Origin of the sequence: Caproiciproducens galactitolivorans (assembly GCF_004768785.1) — a bacterium.
Classification (GTDB): Bacteria; Bacillota; Clostridia; order Oscillospirales; family Acutalibacteraceae; genus Caproiciproducens; species Caproiciproducens galactitolivorans.
In genome coordinates this window covers 276,816-296,003 of sequence record NZ_SRMQ01000002.1, presented here as the reverse complement: position 1 = coordinate 296,003, position 19,188 = coordinate 276,816, and the positions used below count along the sequence as shown (strand labels likewise).

Sequence of the window (19,188 nt, the reverse complement as noted above, 5' to 3'; positions counted from 1 at the left end):
GCACTTTCATCACAAATTTGCAAAACACCATTCGGTCAGGAGGATTGCAGAATGAAAAAATTTGCAGCAAAAGTTCTTTCTTTCGTACTTTCGTCTGCCTTGATTCTGAGCAGCTTTCCCGTCGTTGGTGCTTCGGCGGCTGTAAAATCATTAACCGGCGTAATCAGCAGCACCAATCAGGACAGCATTTATCTTGTCAACGGCGGTGCTTCAAACACCGCCGACCTTACGGATTTCCTGCTTAACAGCGGCAGCGACTTCCTGTTTGAAACCAAGGACCACCAGATGGTCAGCGACGAAAAAATAAAGGAAATCGCCCATGTTTCCGGCGACAGGCTTGTTTCGTTAAAGGTGAACAAATCCAACGATACGGCGTCGCTGAAGCTGAAAAGCAGCTCGGCTTCCGGTAAAGAAGTGATTTCGGTTCTTTACGAAGGCAGCTACACCGACGACGACGGACAGGATTACACCGTAACGGCAAGAGAGAACCTTACCGTATATGTTTACGACAAGGATCAGATCGTCTTCGGCGAATACGAGGCAGACTTTGCTTCCAAAAAGCCCGGTACCGGCTTTTCTGATTTTGAAACCTTTGCCCAAACCGCCAACTATACAAAGACTTTGGGTATTTACAAGGCAAAACCGAGCGCCGATTCCGCGCTGGCGGTTTATGAACCCGCCGACCTAACCGCGGCGACCTCCGGTATTACGGATAAAAACGCCTACAGCTTCAGCGTGACGGGCAATGACGTACATATTCCGGTCGCGGACACGGCTTCGGCGTTCACCCGCTTCCCGACCGCCACCGTCGGCAGGGCTTTCTCTTCCGAAACCAACCGGTACACACAGGACGCGTCCACCATGAACGTGTCCATCACAGTAAAAAAGCTGGTTGCAGACGGTTCCACCTATAAGGCGTCGACCAGCTCAAGCGACGCTTACACCTTGAAAACAAAAATTGAAAAAAAGACGGACGCAGCGACCTTATTCCCGGACAGCAAAGTTTTTACGATTAAGAAGACGGACGGAAAAACCATGCTGACCGGCAACGCAAATTCCGGAACAAGCAATGTTACGGATAGTGAAGTGATATTCCCCAAGGGCACCACAAGCGTGTATGTCGAAGAGAAAACCAATGTGAAGAAAATTTCCGGCCATGTCGGGAACCTCCAGATCAACGGCGGGAAGGTCGGTTCCATCGATATAGAAAGCGGCACCGTTGAAGTTACGGACGGCACCGTCGGCGACATTAAAACGAGCGGAGCCACGGCCACGTCCGGCGGAGAATCAGTTCTTGTAAGCGGCGGCAAGACCGGAAATATCGATGTTACGGATGTAACCTTAGATTCGGACAGCAACGTAACCGTAAACGCGGGCACAACCGGAGCAATCGACGCGGGCGGTACGGTTACCGTCCGCGCGAATGAATCGGACACCCCTGTTGTAATGGGTAAAATTACCGCGCAGGAGATCTTTCTGTCCTCTAAGGAATCCAAAATCACCTGCGCCGGCCTGAAATCGGACGCGGACGGTTCCATCACCTTATCCGGCGACAGCATCGGCATAAACGCCATCGACCTCGATTTCCGCGAAACAAGTGTGTATCTCGGCGATGACAGCGATGCCTTCATCGGAAAAATCCCCGCTCCCGCCAACGCGAAAAACGGGACGATTTACACCCAGCATGAAGACACAAGCGCAACCGTCGGCGGTTCCGTTACGGTTGACACTATTTCCTTAGATACCGATACCACGCTTGCATTTGACGGCATGGTTACGGCAGATACAATCAGCGGCGACGGCACAATGAAGATTGCAGCCGGAAACCTTTATGTAACCGGCAGCGCCTCCGGTGTCACGCTGAAGCTGACCGACAAAACCTTTGCGGCCGGCACCACCGTCTTCAAGGCTGCTGCAAATGCGGTTGACGCGGACGATTTCAACACCTTCGGTTATACGCTTGCAAAAACAGCCGGCGCGGCAACCGATACGTTTAAAATTGCCTCCCTTTCTTTTGCAGGCCTTGCGATTAATAAAGACACTTCAAGCATTGCGAAGGGCTGTTCAGAGACATTCACCGCTGCCGCTTACCCGGCCGGGACCTCTCTCCCCGACGGGGGCAGGATTGTCTGGGACATCGACGGCAGCAACGACATATTTGAGCTCACCTCCTCCGGCGCTTCCGCAACCGTAAAGGTAACCGGTTTTGACCCGGTTTTCGCGTCGGAAAACAAGGCGACTCTGACCGCAACGCTCTATGACGCGGACGGCTACGAAATGGATGACTACGGTACGGCGCAATGCACGATTACCGCTCTTGCTGAACCGACCGCTGTTTCCGACACAAACGCCGACCTCTCGGTCGAAAAGGGCTCCAGCTACATTATGAAAGTGACCTCATCGTCCGTACCTTCCGTTGTAGCCGGCACAGGCGGCGTATTCACCGTAGCGCTGTATGCCAAAAACGGCAACGAATACTTCTACAAGCTTACCGCAGTCGGCCCCATTGGCGCCGCAACGGGCATATACCTGAATGGCAACAAGCTCTTTGTCGCTACGGTAAAAGGCTATTCCTTCACAAGCGACACCACCATGGATTTAGAAGTAAACGGATCCTATATGTTCAAGATTACCTCGGCGGCGGCTCCAACCGTTACCGTCGGTACTCCGTGCTTCAAGCTCGCTTTTGTTTCCAAATCCGGCAATGATTATTTCTACAGAATCACTTCCGCCGGTGCGTCGGGCTCCGCAGCCGGAATCTATGTGAACGGCACAAGAATTTTTGTTGCCACCGTAAAAGGCAACACTTTCACAAGTGATACGACAATGGATTTGACGGTGCATGGCGCCTATACCTTCAAGATTACCTCCGCCACAGCCCCATCCGTTACCGTTGGAACTCCGTGCTTCAAGCTCGCTTTTGTTTCCAAATCCGGCAATGATTATTACTACAAAATTACTTCCGCCGGCGCGGCGGACTCTGCAGCCGGAATTTATGTAAACGGCACAAGAATTTTTGTTGCCACAGTAGGATAAAAGTTTCCATGCTATATTCTTCATAATAATTCTATTTGCGAGGCATCGGTTTATCTTCCCCACGAACCGATGCCTCTCTTTTTATGTACCGTCCCGGGATCGCGCAGGATACCCGTATGTTTATGACAATCTCCTACGGTTCAGCTCGGCCGAAGCGCTGAAATTTCTGATGCGCCGCCGATTCGGCAGGATTGATTTTCGGTCCCCTGTGCGGTATAACATGAGTATAATTACAGATACTATTGCAAAATGGCTTTCTATAATGAAAAAGTGGCAACAGATAAATGTCACAAGCACTTATTAAAAAAAGAACGGGAGTGAATGGCACGATCGAAAAGTTAAAAAACGGAAATTCCATGTGGATTATTTATGCGTTATTGTCCGCAGTATTTGCAGCGTCTACGTCCATACTGGCCAAGATTGGAATTGAGGATATAAACTCTAACTTAGCTACTGCAATACGCACCGCAGTCGTTTTAATCATGGCGTGGGGAATCGTTTTTATCACCGGAACACAGTTCCAAATTGCGAATATTACTCAAAAAAGCTGGATATTCCTTATTCTGTCCGGGATTGCAACCGGCCTTTCATGGCTATTCTATTATAAGGCACTTCAAATCGGCGAAGCCTCAAAAGTAATCCCAATCGATAAATTCAGCGTGGTCATTGCCATGGTTCTTGCTTTTGTGGCGCTGAAGGAAACGGTAACAGTGAAAAGCATCCTCGGCGGCATACTAATTACCCTTGGTACGTTTGTCATGATTTTGTGACATAAGGCTGCTATTGTTTTTTATGGTTTCGGTTATCCGCATAGGGGACAAGCCGGTCATATGAAAGAATATGATTCCCATCACCTCTACAATGGGAATTACATTTATGAAAGAAAGAAGGTCGTAAAATGGAGCAGGGAACCCTGATCCGGATGGCAACAAAAAAGGACGCAGAAGAACTTTTGGATATTTATTCCCCCTATGTTCGGAATACGTCCATTACTTTTGAGTATGACGTACCGTCCGTAGCTGAGTTTTCAAGGCGAATCAAAGACACTTTACAAATGTATCCCTACATTGTCGCTGTGGATGAGGGACGCATTGTCGGCTATGCATATGCATCGGCATTTAAAAAGCGTGCGGCTTACAATTGGGCGGTTGAAACCAGCATATACATAAAACAGGATTGCCGAAGGAAAGGCTTGGGAAAAAAACTGTATCTTGCTCTGGAGGAGCTTCTGAAACGCCAGAACATTATTAACCTGAACGCCTGCATTGCCTATACACCGGTTGAGGATGCGCACCTTAACAATGCCAGTATGGCTTTCCACGAGCATTTGGGGTATGCAAAAGCGGCTCACTTTACAAAATGCGGCTATAAGTTCGGCACATGGTACGATATGATCTGGATGGAAAAGATGATCGGAGAGCATCCGGAAGTACCAAAAAAAGTCATTCCCATAACGGAAATCAGCTATGACTTTTAGTTTATAATCTGGAAATTGTACAATTTGTTTATTACATACTGGCTGGTCCGAACACTCTTATTCTTGAAACTGAAAAATTTTCTTTTCGGGAATAAGAGTGTATTTTATTCTGGCTATGCGGGCGGCATCGCTGCAATAAGGGATTGTACAAAAAACACGAAATCGAGCAAGGAGAATCCGATTCTTTATGTTTTCTATGTATTTACAAACCAACGGATATCCTTTATCCTGTTATATAGTTCAATATGGTGATGAGGCTCACCAAAATGCATCTTTATGCTGATGGCTTCTACTTTACACTTAAAGTAGAAGCTTTTATTTTTTGTAAGGTGGTATAGGGAATGATTAAAGTATTAATTGTTGGTTTCGGCGGATTTTTGGGTACCATGTTAAGATACATAATTTCGTGCTCTACCTCAAAGTTTTTCGGCAACTTCCCCCTGGGGACTTTCCTTGTGAATGTACTTGGCGGGTTTATCATGGGCTTTATCATGGAATCCAGTACAAGCCTATTCCCTATGTCCCCAAACCTTCGGATATTCCTGACAACCGGATTTTTGGGAGGGCTTACAACATTTTCTACTTTCAGCTTTGAAACGGTTTCCTTTATCTCCGAAGGCGCATATTTAATGGGCGGGCTAAACGCCTGTCTGAATCTGTTTCTTGCCCTTTCCGCATGCTGGACGGGCAAATTCGTTGCGCAGCTATTGTAGGAAACCGCCTTCACCCTAGCATAAAAAAGCGCTCCGATTTTTTCGGAGCGCTTTTTTCAAGACATCTTTTTATAGCCGCGAATTTTATCGCGCAACATCTTTGCCAGTCTGCTGATATATGGTAAAATTATTCACATAACCGTTCTGCGGGGAAATCTTTTTTTAGGTTCCTAAGAACTGTTACGAAATATGAATGTTCACACCGTTTACCTCCACGCCTTCATCAGCACGGATTAAAATATACTTCACCCCATTGATGACCCGCGTGTCGACCAGGTCGCTGCATTCCGGGTTCACACGGATTGTCACATCGGGGGTACGCAGCTCAAATTGCTTGGTATCAATGATATTACGCGGACTGATTTCCATATCGGCGCCAAAAGCGTCGTCATATTTTTCTTCAAACGCTGTGACTCGGGTTTCCGGAACACCACAGGATTTCAAAACACCTTTCACCGTTTCCTTTGAAATCACCAACGGCTCTTTCTCTTTATTGGTTTTGTGTTCTTCAATCAGCCCGGACAATTCGCTGTGAACCGTTTGCACAACATCCAGATTGCAGTCATCTGCAATGGTTTCGCTCAAAATGGATTGGAATGTTTCTTTTTGTTCGGCGGCCGGCATTGGGATTTCGGTTTTGAATATGGCGTCCACGAATTCCGCGTGGTTCTCCGCAAGATTGCGGGAATAGTACAGGGCGTTATAAATGTTGGCGCTCCGGTCGTCAAAAGCCGGGAAAAGGAAGCCAAGCTCCGGCGCCGACACAATCCAGTCGGACGCAATATTCCGGAACGTGTTTTCACTGGCATAATAACCGAGCGCCGGCTTTGTCAGTTTCACAGGACAGATACTGCACAAAAAGTACGAAAACACTTCCGAGGAATCTTCCTGCTTTTCTCCGTCCTCTGCGTAGTAAGGAACATCATATTTGTCGCAGGCCAAAAGAATAAGGTATTTCCCCTCCAAGTTAAGCGCCTGAATCACGCGCCCATAGAATTCCCGAACGGCATCATCGTCCTCCAGCGAGGAATCTCGAAGTGCCATCAGCAACTTATGTTCCTCCCCTTCGAGGACCTGTCGAGTGGCAAACTCAATGTCGATCAGGTTTTTCCCAATTGTGCCAGACAGCGTCTTTTTTAGGATTGCCAGAAGCTCTTCGGCTTCTTCCTGCTGCATCAGCCCCAGCGACTGGCTGAATTGCGTAACAATTTCTCTCTGCTCGTTCACGTAGCAGCCGCGAATCCGGGTAATATTGCTCTTATCCGGACGAAAGCGGCGGCGAATTTCTGAAATTTCTTTTTCGTTCATAATATCCTTCATTCTGTATGTAATTTCATTTTGAATCCCGTATTCCCTATTATATTATGAAAAAAAATTTTTGTCATCCCGGCAAACGCCTTTTCGGCTGATCATTTTCTATTGCCGGCTTTGGAAACACCGGATGTTCCGGTCCGCAAAATTAGATTTACCAATATACTGATCATAAAAATCAAAACTGGTTTTGGAAAACCGGAAAGGAATGCTTGTGAAACACAATACGATCATTGACAGAAACGAAGCAAAAGCCTTTTACAAAACGGCCTTCTCTTTGATACTGCCCATGGCGCTTCAAAATTTAATCAACGTCGGGATTTCTTCCATCGACGTCCTTCTGCTCGGAAGGGTGAGCGAAACGGTGCTTTCCGCCGCCTCGCTTGCCAACCAAGTGCAATTCATCCTGACGTTAATTTTCTTCGGATTAACCTCCGGCGCCGCCGTTTTAACAGCCCAGTACTGGGGAAAGAAAGACACCGACAGCATCCTCAAAATCACGGCAATCAGTATGCGGTTCTCGTTGAGCGTTGCCGCCTTATTTACCCTAACCGTGCTGGTCTTCCCAGAGCAAATCATGAATATATTTACGAATGAGCGGCCGGTTATAGCGGAAGGGGTAAAATATCTTCGAATCATTTCCTTCTCATATATACTCATGTCGATCACGGTAATTTATCTGAATATCATGCGGAGCGTGGAGCGCGTCGTAATCTCCAGCGTGGTGTACCTGATTTCCCTGCTGTCGAACGTTACAATTGCTTCCCTGCTAATCTTCGGCTTGTTTGGCTGCCCAAAGCTTGGCATCCGGGGTTCCGCCATCGCAACACTTACTTCCAGAGGCATCGAGCTGCTGGTTGTCATAATCTATGCGGCAAAGTTCAACCATGTCCTGCGATTTAAGCCTTCGTCCCTGCTTTTGCGGGACAAATACCTGTTCCGGGACTTTCTGTACTATTCCGTCCCGGTTACAATAAACGAACTGATGTGGGGCTGCGGCGTGGCGATGAACGCCGTTGTGATCGGCCACCTTGGAAGCTCTGTTGTGTCGGCGAATTCCGTTGCGCAGATCACCCGGCAGCTTGCCCTGGTAATCGCCTTTGGGCTTGCAAACGCAACCGCAATCACCATCGGCAAGGCCATCGGGGAAAACCATCTGCAAAACGCCAAAATCTACGCCAGGCGTTTCATTAAGCTGAGCATTATCGCGGGCGGAGCCGGCGCGATCCTGATTCTGGCTGCAAGGCCGATGATCATATCCGCGTTAAATCTGGCGCCGACTACGCAGAATCATTTATCATTCATGCTGTTTGTGATGTCGTATTTTTCCTTTGCACAGGCAATCAACACAACGCTCATCGTCGGCGTTTTCCGGGGCGGCGGCGATACCCGGTTCGGGTTGGTCCTTGACACAACCACCATGTGGGGCGGCTCCATTCTAATGGGCGCCCTGGCGGCTTTCTTATTTAAATGGAGCGTTCCGGTCATCTATATGATCCTGATGAGCGATGAAATTATCAAAATCCCATTTTCGGTGCTGCGATACAAAAGCTTCAAATGGCTGAATAATGTGACCCGATAAGGAAATGTTTCAGATGGAAGGCGGCGGACAACAGTATCTTCGATTTTCAATATTCCGTTGCAGTTATCTCTGTTTTGGAATATAATCAATATTGTCTGAATAAACGCACGGAAATCTTCCAGACTTCCTATGGCTGAAAACAAGCTAAATCCAAGCTATGCAAACACGAAATGGAGAGAAATATGGGAATCGTAGAAATTTTAAAAGCAATCCTGTTTGGAATCGTTGAAGGAATTACGGAATGGCTGCCGATCAGCAGTACGGGGCATATGATCCTGCTTGACGACTTTGTAAAGCTGAATACCAGCGCCACTTTTAAGGCGATGTTCCTCGTTGTGATTCAATTCGGCGCTATTTTAGCGGTTATCGTGATTTATTGGAAGAATCTGATGCCCTTTGGTTTTCAAAAAAGATTGACGGTAAAGACCGACATTCTGAGTATGTGGGGAAAAATTATTGTGGCCTGTATTCCGGCCGCTATTGTCGGTTTACTGTGGGATGAGGAAATCGAGGCTTTCTTTTATAATTATCGAACGGTTTCAATCATGTTGATTTTATTCGGTATTTTGTTTATTATAATTGAAAACTACAATCGGAATAAACAGCCGAAGATCTCCGCAATTTCCCAAATAAGCTATAAAACAGCTTTGATCATCGGGCTTTTCCAGCTGATCGCCGCAATATTCCCCGGTACCTCCCGTTCCGGCGCAACCATCGTCGGCGCTCTTCTGATCGGGGTTGCAAGAACAACGGCGGCTGAATTTACATTTTATCTCGCTGTCCCGGTAATGTTTGGGGCAAGCGTACTGAAACTGGCGAAATTCGGTTTCCACTATACGGGTGTGGAGGTTTCCATTTTGCTCACCGGTATGGTCGTTGCCTTTGTTGTCTCCGTCCTCATCATAAAATTCCTGATGAACTATATTAAAAAGCACGACTTTAAAGTATTCGGATGGTACCGGATTGCCCTGGGTTCCATCATTTTACTCTATTTTGCCGTGAAATCCTTTTAAATACCGTTAGAGTAAACACGATAAATTTGTGGGAGTGTATAAAATGAATTATATAATCGACCAGTTAAAAGCGCTGACTGCGATCGACAGCCCAAGCGGGTTTACCGAAGATGTTACGCGCTATACAATGGAGCAGTTTGAAAGCCTTGGTTATCATCCGTATCGGACAAAGAAGGGTTGCGTGGTGTGTGATCTTGGCGGGGAAGGCAGCCCGCTGATCCTCTCCGCCCATATTGACACATTGGGCGGCATGGTAGCTGAAATCAAGAAAAACGGCAGGTTGCGCATTACGAACATCGGCGGCTTAAACGCCAACAACTGTGAAACCGAAAATTGCAGAATCCGCACCCGCTCCGGCAAAGTATTTGAAGGTACGCTCCAGATGAACGACCCCTCTGTCCACGTCAACGACGAATACTCCAAGCAGAACAGAACCTTTGCGGACATGGAAATTGTCATCGATGAAGATGTAAAAGAAAAGAAGGATACCGAGACGCTGGGCATCTGTAACGGGGACTTCGTCTGCTTCGACCCGCGCACAACCATCACGAAAAGCGGGTATATCAAGAGCCGCTTTCTGGATGATAAGCTTTCCGTTGCGATCCTTCTGGGACTTGCAAGGGATCTTCAGAAGAAAAAGCTGAAGCTCAAACGAAAGGTCTATGTCTTTATTACGGTGTATGAGGAGGTCGGCCACGGGGCCTGCGGTGCCCTTCCGGCGGACGCGGAGGAAATCATCAGCGTAGACATGGGCTGCATCGGCGAGGGGCTGGCCTGCACCGAGCGGATGGTCAGCATTTGTGCCAAGGATTCCCACGGCCCCTATGATTATGAAGTGACCACGAACTTGATCCGCTGTGCGCAGGAGGGCAAACTTGATTTTGCCGTGGACGTGTACCCCTACTATGGGTCGGACGCAGACGCCGCGCTTGCCGCCGGTTATGATTTGAAGCACGGCCTGATCGGCGCCGGCGTATATGCTTCGCACGGGTACGAACGGTCCCATATCGACGGCGTAAAAAATACGTTAAAGCTCCTGGAATTGTACATAAAAAAGAAATAAGCGTTTCCCGAAAGCCTCCATGCTTTCACCCGCACTACTGTGTTTCTTCGTTTTATCCATTATTGCCTGTTCTGGGTATAACCCAATTTACACAAAACATAAAATACGGCAGAAAAGTTTCTGTAAATAGAAACCTCTCTGCCGCTACTTTTTATTCTTGTGTTGTTCTGTGATATGCAAGGTATATTAATCTATTTTAATATTATACACGCCTAAAAATCCTATATAATTCTAAATGTAAGATTATTTTTAATTAATGGGGAATCAAAATGAACTTTCGAAATATTAAAAAAGTATATCGGCAGGATTGGAAACGAATCTCAAAAAATCCTGTTGCAATCGTTATTTTGGCCGGGCTTTGTGTTTTGCCGTCTTTATATGCGTGGGTAAACATAAAGGCTTGCTGGAACGTGTATGAAAACACAGAGGAAATTTCCGTCGCCGTCGTGAACAACGACAAAGGCGACATCTATAAAGATGAGGAAATAAACGTGGGCGATGAAATTGTAGAGGAGTTAAAGCAAAACAATAAAATCAAATGGATTTTTACTAATTCCAATGACGCGAATTTGGGTCTGATCGACAGCACCTATTACGCCATGATCGAGATTCCGCCCGATTTTTCATCCAAGTTTCTTACCGTACTGACGGATACCCCACAGAAGCCCCAAATCATCTATAAAGTAGATACAAAAGCCAACCCTGTCGCGGGGAAAATTACGGCAACTGCAAGCAACACGCTGGTTGAGAAAGTATCAGCGGAATTCATATCCAGTGTAAACGAATCCGCCTTCACTACATTGAACAGGATCGGCGAAAGCGCAGATGACAACAAAGAAACGGTTCTTAAGGTGAAAGATTATATAATCCAATTAAACCGTTATATGGACGTGATAACAAACTCGCTAGACAACATCGGGACCAACTCGGATAACTTGAACGTGTTCCTCAAAAGCATCGGCGATACAATGCCGGCCATACAGAGCAGCCTGGATGCCATCGGCACCAACAATTCCGACAAGCAGAAAATCATTCAGTCCATGCAGACAGCAGTAAACACCGCGATTGAAAACGTGGATTTGAACCTGAAGCATACGCAGACCTCAAATACAAAAGTAAAGGAGCTGTTTGCCAGCCTGAACGAGTCGGTTTCCAGCGCAAACGCGTCGAAAATCAATACGACTTTGCCGATGATCAGCGCGCAGCTTGACTCCATGGACGACTCCATCGACGCAACCATCCGCTATTTAAACCAATGCAGCTCCTACGATTACGACACCGGCATAGATAGTGCCATCACTTCCTTAACGAAGCTGCAAGCCTCTTTGAAAAACCTGCGGAAATCGCTGGCGGATCTGCAAGACCAATTAAAAAAGGCTTCCGGCTCTGTGGATATGATCCTTAAGATTTTGGACGCGAAAATCTTGCAACTTGAAAAGGACCTGGACGCCGTTGATGCGGCGCTGCGCGTTGTAATTATCCAATTGGAAAATCTGAACCAGACGCTCCAGAACCCGTACCTTGCTCAAGCAATCAACGCGATGAAAGCGATTCAGCAATCCGGTTTAAAGGAAGCGCTTAAAGCCATTTTGGAAGATCTAAGAACCTCGGAGAAAACCGTCCAGGTCGCGCTGAAGGAATTAAATGAAGTCCTTACACGCGCGCAGCAGCAAATTGACTACGCAAACACTAAAATCGGCACCGCCGTTACATACTTAAACTCTGTGATATCCTCAAACGAAAAGAAAAAAGATCAGATGGAGAGAATGGTAAAACATTTACGGGCGGTCAAGTCGTACATAACAGATCAGCAAAATCAAATTTCCAATGTTCAAAGCCAATTAAATTCGGCAAACAGTATTGCGAAAAAAACGGCGGACCTTCTGAACGACGATTGCAACCGGATTTCTTCGCAGCTAAACAGCGCGCTCAGCCTGTATAATTCCGGCATAAAAAACGACTTAAAGAGCATCGGCGACAATGCAATTGTCGCGTTAAAGGACTCTTCCGCACTAATTGAAAACGCACAGGATTTAAGCCGGCTGATCACCAGTATGGTAAAAACGGCCGAGGAAGGCAGCAGCCTCTCCTCCGAATTTTCTTCCAAAATCAACGACAAGCTTGACGAATTCAAGGATATCATCAGCACGCTCGGTAGCAAATTCGAGCAGGTAAACAATGACGATATTATAGAAATCATCAGCATTCTTCAAAACGATCCGCAGCTTATGGGCAATTATATTTCCGAGCCTTTTGAGATTAAGGAAGAACAGATCTATTCGATTCCGAACTATGGCACCGGCATGGCGCCCATCTACACCACCCTAGCGCTTTGGGTGGGATGCCTGGTGCTGAACTCAATCCTGAGAACAGAGGTGGCCCCCTTTGACGGAATCGAACGGCTTTCTCTTCGTGAAAAGCACTTTGGAAAAATGCTGCTTTTTGTAAATTTAGCCGCGGTGCAGGGCTTGATTATTTCTCTGGGGGATATTTTCCTTCTGAAAATCCAAGTTGTGAATCCCACGCTTTTTGTAACCTTCTGTGTCTTCTCTTCCATCGTTTTTGCGATTATTACTTTCACGCTGGCTTCCACCCTTGGCAACGTTGGGAAGGCGCTGTCCATCATCTATTTGATTTTACAGGTAGCCGGCAGCGGCGGCTCGTATCCCATTCAGGTTGACCCACTTATCTTCCGCATACTGCAGCCCCTTTTCCCCTTCACTTATACATTAGGGGGGATTCGGGAAGCGATCGCCGGCCCTCTGCCCAGCAGCGTGATTACGAACTTTGCGCTGCTGACCATATTTGCTGCCGTTTTCTTGATTGGCGGATACCTTACTGTCGAGCCGCTGAACAATACGTTCCATCAGTTTGAATGCGATTTTAAAAAATCCGGTCTTGGAGAGTAGATATGAAGAAACGATTGCATATATTTGAAAAAATCCAAAATACCGTCTGCCGATTTCTTATGTTTGGCATAAGGCCGGTATTTCTGGTTTTTATCCGTGATTTGAAAACCATTGCCAGAAGCATTTCCGTAATCATTATCATGGTCGGTTTGTGCTTGCTGCCATCCCTTTACGCCTGGATCAACATTTACGCATGCTGGGACCCATACTCAAATACCGGCAACCTGCCCGTAGCGGTTGTGAACAAAGACCAGGGCACCGTATACAACGGCAAGGTAATCAATGTGGGCAAAAGCGTGATTGAAGAGTTGGAAAAAAACGAATCCATCGGCTGGGATTTTGTCAGCGAATGGCAGGGAAATTACGGGCTGAACGAGGGCAAATACTATGCTCTTATTGAAATCCCGGATGATTTTTCATCCAAGCTGGTTACTTTGGCCACCTCCACCCCGCAGAAGCCCGCGATTTCTTATCGCGTCAATATGAAATTAAACTCCATTGCCACGAAAATAACGGATGCAGCCAAAAACAAACTGATCAGCACCATCAAAACCAGTTTTGTAAAAACCGTAACGGAAGAAGCCCTCAACGAGCTGAAATCCGAAATAAACAGTTCCAATCTAAAAACTTCACGGATTCGGGAACTGAAAAATACACTCACACAGACAAACAGCGACATTGCAAGATTAAAGAAACACATATCGGCCGCAAATGAGGACTCCGAAAAACTCCAGCAGTATTTAAACCAGTGCATAACCACGCTTCCAAAAGTTACGGAACAGCTAAACAGCCTGCAAAATATAACGGATGCGAACAAATCGCTGACCCAGCAGACAAAGCAGACGATCCAGACGATTTCCTCCGATTTAAATGCGGACATCCAGAATCTGACCGAGCTGAATAACCGAAACCAGCAAATGATTTCCACGCTGCAGCAGATCAACAGCAACAGCATCAACAAGGATGTAATCGGCGTTATGGAACAATGCAGCAGCCTTTGCAATTCTGTGCACATCATGTTAAAAGCCGACGCCGAGCAAATTCGCACCCTGAACGCAAACTATAAATTAACCACGCTCAGCCTTTTGGAAAGCAGCCTGAAGTATGCGGACCGCCTGGTCGTGAGCGAAAGGGACGCGCTCGACAAACAAATTCCCCTCCTGCGCGCCGACACGTCGAAGGCTTCCATCAACGCGGCTCTGAACAGCCTGTCCGAAATCAGCAATGAGATTACAAAGCAGACGCAGGATGTTTCGAATAATATCCAAGTAAACGGCAGGCCGCTTCTGAACAGTCTTGTGGATAGCCTGAACGCGAAGCTGGACGACGCCAACAACCTTGCCGAACTGGGGAAAGCCATACAGCCCCAGTTAAACGCACTAGCTGTTTTCGGCGGAGCCAGCAGCAGGCTTTCCGTAAGCCAAGCAAATAGGCTGAACGACAACCTTACCACCCTGCAGAATGATCTAGATCGGTTAAACTCCAAAATTGACGATGTGACAATCGAAGACATTGACCAATTAATTGATCTCACCGAAAATAACCCTTCGGAAATTTCCGACTTTCTGTCCTCCCCCATTGAGGTGAAAGAAGAAACGGTTTACAATACGGATACGTTCGGGGCGGGCCTTACTCCGTTTTATACCGTTTTGGCAATTTGGGTCGGCGCGCTTTTAAGCTGCGCGCTGCTTACGGTGGAATGTGAGAATACCGTTGGGGGAATAAAATTAAATCTAAAGCAAAAGCATTTCGGAAAAATGCTGCTGTTCCTGTCTTTATCGCTGATTCAGTCAACCATCGTCACTTTGGGCGATGTCTTTCTTCTGGGCGTAAATCCCGCGGATTTTGGCCTGCTTATGGGCATAAGCGTTTTAACTTCCATTACGTTCACCGTAATGATCTTTACGCTGGTTTCCCTTTTCGGGAACGTTGGCAAGGCAATTGCCATGGTTATGATGGTATTCCAAATTGCGGGCGCCGGCGGAATTTATCCAATCCAGACAAATCCGGAAATTTTCGGAAAACTGCAACCGCTGTGGCCGTTCACCTATGCGATCAACTGTTACCGCGAAGCGATCGCCGGGCCGGTCTGGAGCAGCGTGCAATACAATATCCGCGCCCTGCTGATCTTTTTGGGAACATTTTTAATCCTTGCCGTCTTGAAGAAGCCGTTCCATAAGCTGAATACAAGGATGGAGGAAATCTATCAAAGAGCCCAAATTTAACGGGCTCTTTTTTATAAAGTATTTCGGAACTTGATAATAAATTTTTCTATTCTTCCGGCTTGGACAAAAGCTTCAAAGACACCAGCCGCCCCTTTTGCTTATTTTTTTAAATTAATTTATTTAAAGATCCCGCATGCAAACCTGTAGCAATCCTGTACCCGCAATGGAATCGTACGAATAACTGGAATCAATTTCTACTTATAATTAAAGCGTGGCTCAAAATAATAAAATCAGTAGTGACTGTGAAAGGAGAGAAGAAAATGAAACCAAAACCGGATGACCGCAGCGACAATGTGGAACGCATTCAGGAAAATATTAACCATACCATTGAAAATATGCGCAAGGCGGAGGAAATGATTGAAGAAACTTCCGACGAAACCATGCGGAGAAACCTCATAGCGAAAAATGAGAACCGTGAGGAAGCGCTTAAGGGAATGCGCAAGGAAATCCGCGAGGAAGCCATCGCCCGTAAAAACGGATATAAAGCATAACAATCGGTTCTTAATAAACGTATAAAAAGGAGCGCAGCCGTTTCGCTGCGCTCCTTTTTTCTGTACGATTCAAAAGGCTCTTACGCGGATTCCCTGCCCTGCTTGGATTCTGTTAACTTCCTGATCACTTCTTCCGGCGACAGCTTCGATTTTTCCAGCAAGCCGGCAAGCTCAGCGAGTTGGGATTGTTTTTTCTCATTCAATAACGATTGTTTTTTCGCCTCTAAATCTTTTATTTTCAATTGAATATTTTTTTGGCGTCTACTCAGTTCTTCCATTTCTTTATCAATACCAGCGATTCTTTCCTCTATGGATTTTTGAACTCCACGCGGCATAAAAACAACTCCTTTATGTTTAATACTGTTTACCCACATTATAGTCGGTCCCAAAAGCAATTATGCATTTGTGTATTAAAAACAAAAGGAAAATCCAGAAAACCATCGTAAAATGGGACGGCAGTATGAATCGCAGGAAAACAAAAATTTAGAGTTCGTCGCTGTTCTGGGCGGCACGCAGGTTGTCGATTTCTTTTAAAATGCCCTGCTGCCGCTCACTAAACAGAAGCCCTTTATTATAAACATAATAGGAGTCGCAACCGTTTTCCAGAATGAACCGCGAGCTGTAAAAGTTTACCGTAAGCTCCGTAACAAAGATCACTATTTCTTGGCTTTCGCCGAACGCCGCCTCCATAAAACGGAACGCATGTTCCAGCGCGTCGGAAACCGAAGCGATTTCTTCCTTGCGCTTCGCGATTTCTTCCCCGAAGCGCTCCTTTACGAACGCAAACGCGGCGTCCGCATCGCGCAGGCCTGCCATTTTCAGCGCTTCAGCATAGCCTTCCAGCGTCCGGACGCAGCGGCGGGTAACTGTTTCTTCCTCACCACCCGCCTGCCCATTTTCCTTGCGCCGGGCAAGCGCATCCTCGGCGCCCTGCGCCAGCTGCCGCAGCGAAGCGTCCGGCGTGCCGCCGGCCAGAAGGGCTTTCCATTCCTTCAGCTGCGCAAACAAATCTTCCGTATACCGGTCGGTCAGGTAAGCCTGCCGGCAGAATTCGTTCAGCTTGCTTAACAACAGCCCGATGACGCTCAGCTTTTCATCGAACGGCGCTAAACGCAGTTTTGTAACCGCTTCATCCGAAAAATGGCCGTTGAGGATTTCGGCCACACGGTAATCGTCGCGGTATTTATTGTAAAGCTCATAATAATTGGCGAAGTCCTTCGCAATGGTGGGGTTTTGGATATACTGGAGCACCAATTCCTGCCCGATCGGAAGCGAAAGCGTTTCGTATACGCCGATGATTTCAGAGAGATCCTCCCAGCCGCGCGCCGTTGCAAACAGGATCCCGTCGGGCGTGGTTTCCATCCGGTAAAAGTTTTCTTTCCGGATTTCCAGGTACGTGAGGATCGCACCATGGATGGACTGCCGGTAGGCGTATTCCTTCCAGACGGCGAAATCCGGCTCAATCTCTATCTTCCGCACCCTGTCCAGCGTGACAATGTCAAATTCCCGCACCGAACGGTTGTATTCAGGCGGGTTTCCCGCCGCCACGATCACCCAGCCCTCCGGCACTTTCTGGTTCCCGAAGGTTTTGCCCTGAAGGAACTGGAGCATGGTCGGGGCCAGCGTTTCGGAAACGCAGTTGATCTCATCGATAAACAAGATGCCTTCCTTTAAGCCTGTGCTCTCCATTTTATCGTAAACCGAAGCGATGATTTCGCTCATGGTATACTCCGTTACCGAACGCTCCTGCGCGCCGTATGTTTTCTGGACAATGAACGGCAGGCCCACGGCGCTTTGCCTTGTGTGGTGGGTAATGGTATAGGCCACCAGCGCAACCCCACATTCCCTGGCAACCTGCTCGATAATCTGCGTTTTGCCCACACCGGGAGGACCCATCAAAAGCAGCGGGCGCTGGCGGATGGGCGGGATGCGGTAATTCCCGTTTTCATCCCTTTGCAGATAGGCTCGCACCGTATTTTTAATTTCCTCTTTTGCATATTTAATATTCATAATGAGGCAGTTCCTCCCAATCATCAATTTGGCTGTCCGCCGTGGGTCCCGGAAGCTCCCCGAAATCCCCCGGCTCCAGAATCAGCTTCATGGCCCACGGCGGAACGTCGGCGTCGGTGTAGTCCTCCCGCATGAATACAAACGCAACGTCGTAGGGCGGGCGGCGCTGCGGAAAAACGCCCCGGCCGTCCGTAAAATAAATCAAGCCTTTCAGGCGGCGGAATGCTTTTTTCGCAAGCAATTCGTCCACATAGCGGAATACCGGGCGGAAATCGGTGCCGCCGTTCCCGATCAGTTCAAAATGCTCCATGTAATCCCGCAGTTCCGCTTCATTGGTGATTTTCCGGTCAGAACGCACGGCTTCGTCGCACTGGATAATATAAATATTGACCTTCCGGAAAAAGCTCTCCGTATCCCTTAACACCGAATAGGTCTGCTTCAAAAAGGCTTTGACCAGCCGGCCCGAACAGGACATGGAGGTGTCAACCGCGATAACAAAGTCTTCGATTTTCCGGGATTCCCGCGTCTCCTGCGGCTCAATCAGCGGCATATTCCCGTACAGGCGCATCCCATAGGAATAAAACCCCGGGTCAAACGAATCCAAGTCCAAATGGGGCTCCTCACGAAGGACGGCAAACTTCTGCAGGAAACGTCGGTAGTCGTACCGCTCCCGGTTTTCCACCCGCACCTGCTGCAGCAAAGCCTCGGACTGCTGCGCCGGGTCGCGCGAAAGGGTTTCCATATCCGTCTGCATTTTCCGGCTGATATCGTCCCAATTCTGCCGGGGAGAGGGCGCGCCGGCGGGCGGTTTTTCGTCCGGGTCCGGCCAGAAGGAATGGTCGTCGATGCGGAATTCGCGTTCCAATTGTTCGCGCTGCCGCGCCGGCAGGCGCATTTCCTCCAACATGATGTAAATTCCTTCCGCTGTGGGCACTTTGAGCCTTGCGCGAAGGGTATCGTAAAAATTCTGCCGGAAGCTTGTGGAGGGAAGCCGGACACTGCGGTACGGAAGGCCGTCCAGCACAAATTCCATCGCAATGTCACAGGCAAGATCCCAGAGCGCCCGATCTTCCCGCCGGGGTTTCCAAAGGTGCCGGAACACGCAGTGAAGCACCAAGTGAAGATACCCGCGATTTACAAGAGCGCGGTTCCTGCGATAACGGTCGATCAGCTTGTCCGGATCGTAATAAAGAGCGGTTCCGTCCGTACCCATAAACGCGATGGAAGGCCGCATCTCGTAAGTAAAGACGCTAAGCGCAATATCCAGAAAGCGCATATGAAGGTAGAGTTCCGCGCGCGACGACGTGAGAATCTCATTTCCGATTTTTCGAACCCTCTCTTTCATTTCTGCCTGCATG

At 47.8% G+C, this 19,188-nt stretch carries 14 protein-coding genes and 1 riboswitch; of the genes, 10 read left to right on the top strand and 4 right to left on the bottom strand.

Annotation, left to right across the window (positions count from 1 at the left end; all coding sequences use genetic code 11):
* Window positions 1-51: 51 nt before the first annotated feature.
* The 4 genes from CAGA_RS04025 (at window position 52) to crcB (ending at window position 5,226) form a co-directional block, all read left to right on the top strand.
* The gene (locus tag CAGA_RS04025) at window positions 52-3,036 is read left to right on the top strand and encodes a hypothetical protein (RefSeq protein WP_135657989.1); all 2,985 of its coding nucleotides are present in this window, start codon (window positions 52-54) and stop codon (window positions 3,034-3,036) included.
* A 356-nt stretch (window positions 3,037-3,392) separates the two neighbouring features.
* The gene (locus CAGA_RS04020) at window positions 3,393-3,806 is read left to right on the top strand and encodes an EamA family transporter (protein WP_135658229.1); all 414 of its coding nucleotides are present in this window, start codon (window positions 3,393-3,395) and stop codon (window positions 3,804-3,806) included.
* Window positions 3,807-3,934: 128 nt separating this feature from the next.
* Window positions 3,935-4,513: a GNAT family N-acetyltransferase gene (locus tag CAGA_RS04015; RefSeq protein ID WP_135657987.1), complete on the top strand. Its 579-nt coding sequence runs from the start codon at window positions 3,935-3,937 to the stop codon at window positions 4,511-4,513.
* 238 nt (window positions 4,514-4,751) lie between these two features.
* Window positions 4,752-4,812: riboswitch (Fluoride riboswitch) on the top strand.
* 42 nt (window positions 4,813-4,854) lie between these two features.
* Window positions 4,855-5,226 carry a fluoride efflux transporter CrcB gene (crcB, locus tag CAGA_RS04010; RefSeq protein WP_135657985.1) on the top strand — a complete coding sequence of 124 codons (372 nt, stop codon included), beginning with the start codon at window positions 4,855-4,857 and terminating at the stop codon, window positions 5,224-5,226.
* Between the two features lie 180 nt (window positions 5,227-5,406).
* Here crcB and CAGA_RS04005 read toward each other — a convergent pair whose 3' ends face one another.
* Window positions 5,407-6,534 carry a DUF4317 domain-containing protein gene (locus CAGA_RS04005; protein ID WP_135657983.1) on the bottom strand — a complete coding sequence of 376 codons (1,128 nt, stop codon included), beginning with the start codon at window positions 6,532-6,534 and terminating at the stop codon, window positions 5,407-5,409.
* Between the two features lie 292 nt (window positions 6,535-6,826).
* Between CAGA_RS04005 and CAGA_RS04000 the strand changes: the two genes are divergently transcribed.
* The 6 genes from CAGA_RS04000 (at window position 6,827) to tlp (ending at window position 15,820) form a co-directional block, all read left to right on the top strand.
* Entirely contained in the window at window positions 6,827-8,119 is a 1,293-nt protein-coding gene (locus CAGA_RS04000; RefSeq protein WP_413814391.1) for an MATE family efflux transporter, read from the top strand.
* A 182-nt stretch (window positions 8,120-8,301) separates the two neighbouring features.
* Entirely contained in the window at window positions 8,302-9,132 is an 831-nt protein-coding gene (locus CAGA_RS03995; RefSeq protein ID WP_135657979.1) for an undecaprenyl-diphosphate phosphatase, read from the top strand.
* 43 nt (window positions 9,133-9,175) lie between these two features.
* On the top strand, window positions 9,176-10,195 hold the full coding sequence (locus CAGA_RS03990; RefSeq protein WP_135657977.1) for a M42 family metallopeptidase: 1,020 nt from the start codon (window positions 9,176-9,178) through the stop codon (window positions 10,193-10,195).
* A gap of 269 nt (window positions 10,196-10,464) precedes the next feature.
* Window positions 10,465-13,104 carry a YhgE/Pip domain-containing protein gene (locus CAGA_RS03985; protein ID WP_135657974.1) on the top strand — a complete coding sequence of 880 codons (2,640 nt, stop codon included), beginning with the start codon at window positions 10,465-10,467 and terminating at the stop codon, window positions 13,102-13,104.
* 2 nt (window positions 13,105-13,106) lie between these two features.
* Window positions 13,107-15,329, top strand: a complete 2,223-nt coding sequence (locus CAGA_RS03980; RefSeq protein WP_135657972.1) for a YhgE/Pip domain-containing protein — start codon at window positions 13,107-13,109, stop codon at window positions 15,327-15,329.
* 260 nt (window positions 15,330-15,589) lie between these two features.
* A complete protein-coding gene (tlp, locus tag CAGA_RS03975) occupies window positions 15,590-15,820 on the top strand; it encodes a small acid-soluble spore protein Tlp (protein WP_135657970.1) in 231 nt (76 codons plus the stop codon).
* An 80-nt stretch (window positions 15,821-15,900) separates the two neighbouring features.
* On the opposite strand, the gene CAGA_RS03970 is transcribed toward tlp, so the two are convergent.
* The 3 genes from CAGA_RS03970 to CAGA_RS03960 form a co-directional block, all read right to left on the bottom strand.
* Window positions 15,901-16,194 (bottom strand): hypothetical protein, encoded by a 294-nt coding sequence (locus CAGA_RS03970; protein WP_135657968.1) that lies wholly within the window; start codon window positions 16,192-16,194, stop codon window positions 15,901-15,903.
* A gap of 109 nt (window positions 16,195-16,303) precedes the next feature.
* Window positions 16,304-17,830 carry an AAA family ATPase gene (locus CAGA_RS03965; protein WP_135657966.1) on the bottom strand — a complete coding sequence of 509 codons (1,527 nt, stop codon included), beginning with the start codon at window positions 17,828-17,830 and terminating at the stop codon, window positions 16,304-16,306.
* Complete coding sequence (locus CAGA_RS03960; protein WP_135657964.1) at window positions 17,820-19,187, bottom strand: vWA domain-containing protein; 1,368 nt, start codon at window positions 19,185-19,187, stop codon at window positions 17,820-17,822. Before CAGA_RS03960 ends, CAGA_RS03965 begins: the two co-directional genes overlap by 11 nt.
* Window position 19,188 lies beyond the last annotated feature (1 nt).

Coding starts and splice junctions, on each gene's coding strand:
- tlp (WP_135657970.1), top strand. CDS start 15,590: ATGAAACCAAAACCGGATGACCGCAGCGACAATGTGGAACGCATTCAG.
- CAGA_RS03995 (WP_135657979.1), top strand. CDS start 8,302: ATGGGAATCGTAGAAATTTTAAAAGCAATCCTGTTTGGAATCGTTGAA.
- CAGA_RS04000 (WP_413814391.1), top strand. CDS start 6,827: ATGGCGCTTCAAAATTTAATCAACGTCGGGATTTCTTCCATCGACGTC.
- crcB (WP_135657985.1), top strand. CDS start 4,855: ATGATTAAAGTATTAATTGTTGGTTTCGGCGGATTTTTGGGTACCATG.
- CAGA_RS03970 (WP_135657968.1), bottom strand. CDS start 16,194: ATGTGGGTAAACAGTATTAAACATAAAGGAGTTGTTTTTATGCCGCGT.
- CAGA_RS03990 (WP_135657977.1), top strand. CDS start 9,176: ATGAATTATATAATCGACCAGTTAAAAGCGCTGACTGCGATCGACAGC.
- CAGA_RS04025 (WP_135657989.1), top strand. CDS start 52: ATGAAAAAATTTGCAGCAAAAGTTCTTTCTTTCGTACTTTCGTCTGCC.
- CAGA_RS03965 (WP_135657966.1), bottom strand. CDS start 17,830: ATGAATATTAAATATGCAAAAGAGGAAATTAAAAATACGGTGCGAGCC.
- CAGA_RS03980 (WP_135657972.1), top strand. CDS start 13,107: ATGAAGAAACGATTGCATATATTTGAAAAAATCCAAAATACCGTCTGC.
- CAGA_RS03960 (WP_135657964.1), bottom strand. CDS start 19,187: ATGCAGGCAGAAATGAAAGAGAGGGTTCGAAAAATCGGAAATGAGATT.
- CAGA_RS04020 (WP_135658229.1), top strand. CDS start 3,393: ATGTGGATTATTTATGCGTTATTGTCCGCAGTATTTGCAGCGTCTACG.
- CAGA_RS04005 (WP_135657983.1), bottom strand. CDS start 6,534: ATGAACGAAAAAGAAATTTCAGAAATTCGCCGCCGCTTTCGTCCGGAT.
- CAGA_RS03985 (WP_135657974.1), top strand. CDS start 10,465: ATGAACTTTCGAAATATTAAAAAAGTATATCGGCAGGATTGGAAACGA.
- CAGA_RS04015 (WP_135657987.1), top strand. CDS start 3,935: ATGGAGCAGGGAACCCTGATCCGGATGGCAACAAAAAAGGACGCAGAA.